Annotated in this window: 1 protein-coding gene; it reads left to right on the forward strand. The window is 28.0% G+C overall.

Annotation, left to right across the window (positions count from 1 at the left end):
* The first annotated feature begins 46 nt into the window (after window positions 1–46).
* Window positions 47–1,386 (forward strand): IS3 family transposase gene (locus tag JX287_RS08525; RefSeq protein WP_430537388.1). Its coding sequence is split into 2 segments (ribosomal slippage): window positions 47–536 and window positions 536–1,386, totalling 1,341 coding nucleotides; the frame shifts between segments, so codons are not numbered across the junction.
* Window positions 1,387–1,616: the final 230 nt, after the last annotated feature.

The following is a 1,616-nucleotide window of genomic DNA, read 5'->3' on the forward strand; positions in this document are numbered from 1 at the left end:
GGTAATAGCCCCCAAAATTTGGACAAATTTTGGAGGGCTATTTATTATGAAATTAACAGATGAAAATAAGATAGAAATGTATAGACTTAAGAAAGAAGGATACTCATATAAAGAACTATCTAACAAGTTTAAAATTAATCCTGGTAGTGTAAAGTATATGGTCAGATTAGCTGATTTACATGGTGAGACAGTGCTGATTAAGGGGAAAAATAATTACTATCCACCAGAATTGAAATTAGATATAATCAATGAGGTTTTAATATTAGGACATTCTATAAAATCTACTTCATTAAAGTACGCATTACCTAATCATGGTTTACTATGTAATTGGATTTCAAAATTTAAAGAAAACGGGTATAATATACTAGAGAAACCGAGAGGAAGAACTAGTAAAATGAAAAATAATAATAAAAATATTGAAAATAAAGAATTATCAAAAGTTGAACAACTAGAGAAAGAACTTGAGTACTTACGCGCAGAAAATGCAGTTCTAAAAAAGTTGAGGGAGATAAGGTTAAAACAATCTCAAATGAAGAGAAAACAAAAATAGTAGAAGAATTAAAGGTAACACACAAATTAAACATACTATTAGAGATTTTAGGCTTATCTCGTTCATCATATTATTATACAAAAAATAAAGAAGATAAAGATAAAAAAAATAAAAGTATAGAAGAAGCTATTAAATCTATTCAGGAAAAGAACAAACTAAGATATGGTTATAGAAGAGTAACATCAGAACTTAGAAATATGGGATTTTTAGTAAATCATAAAAAAGTCTTGAGATTAATGAGAAAACTAGATGTACTATCATTCGTAAGACCCACGAGAAAATATAATTCTTATAAAGGAGAGACTGGAAAAATCGCAGATAATATAATAGATAGAGATTTCTTCGCTTCAGAACCATTAAAGAAATGTTATACAGATGTAACTGAATTCAAAATTGGAGAGGATAAGGTTTATTTAGCTCCTATAATTGATGGATATAACGCAGAGATAATAGCCTATAGTGTTTCATTTTCGCCTAACATGGCACAACAGTATGAAATGTTATCGCAACTTCAAAATGAAAGATACAATGGTTTGATACTACATAGCGATCAAGGTTGGCAATATCAACATATAGAATATAGACAATTCCTTAAAGTAAAAGGAATAACACAATCAATGTCTAGGAAAGGTACATCGGCAGATAATGCATTTATGGAATCCTTTTTTGGAGTTTTAAAATCTGAGATGTATTACGGATTCGAAGATACTTTTAAGAATAAATATGAATTAAAAGAAGCCATTATAGATTATATAAAGTATTATAATGAAGAGAGAATAAAATTGAACTTAGGTGGACTAAGTCCTGTAAATTACAGGAAAATTAATAGAAACTAATATAAGATAAAAAGAAACTTTCATTCCCTTTTACAGTTTAGATTTCTCTCCTATTTAATCAAGGACAAGGGCTACGCCTTTAAAAAAATCCTTGATTAAATAGTTCGAAAAATCTAAAATAACTGTAAGGAATGAAAGTCACTAAAAGTAATAAAATTTACTGACTTTAAAGTTTAAAATACTAAACAAAAATAACTTAATATTTTGTCCAACTTTTTGGGTGCAGTACC

Origin of the sequence: Gemella haemolysans (assembly GCF_901873445.1) — a bacterium.
In the GTDB taxonomy this organism is placed as follows: domain Bacteria; phylum Bacillota; class Bacilli; order Staphylococcales; family Gemellaceae; genus Gemella; species Gemella haemolysans_C.